Origin of the sequence: Streptomyces beijiangensis (assembly GCF_017315755.1) — a bacterium.
Taxonomy (GTDB): domain Bacteria; phylum Actinomycetota; class Actinomycetes; order Streptomycetales; family Streptomycetaceae; genus Streptomyces; species Streptomyces beijiangensis.
Window position 1 is genome coordinate 1 of sequence record NZ_JAFLRJ010001348.1, and the last position, 263, is coordinate 263.

A 263-nucleotide genomic window follows, 5' to 3' on the forward strand; every position below is an offset into this window, starting at 1 on the left:
CAGCGCGAGGTGCCCGAGCAGGCGGGTCGCCTTCTCCACTCCGAGGACGAGCACCCCCGTCGCCATCGGGTCCAGCGTCCCGGCGTGGCCGACCCTGCGCGTGCGGGCGATGCCCCGCACCTTGGCGACCACGTCGTGCGACGTGAAACCGGCGGGCTTGTCGACGACGACAAGCCCGCCGGGTCCGTTGTCCTTCTTGCGTGCCACGGGTCAGGCGTCCCCGTCCTGCTGCTTCGCGTCCTTGGCCGAGCCCACGAGACCGA

The 263-nt window shown here is 72.2% G+C and carries 1 pseudogene; it reads right to left on the reverse strand.

Going from position 1 to position 263, the window contains the following annotated elements:
* Positions 1 to 207, reverse strand: a pseudogene (locus J0695_RS41780) (tRNA pseudouridine(55) synthase TruB); the annotation flags it as partial.
* Positions 208 to 263: the final 56 nt, after the last annotated feature.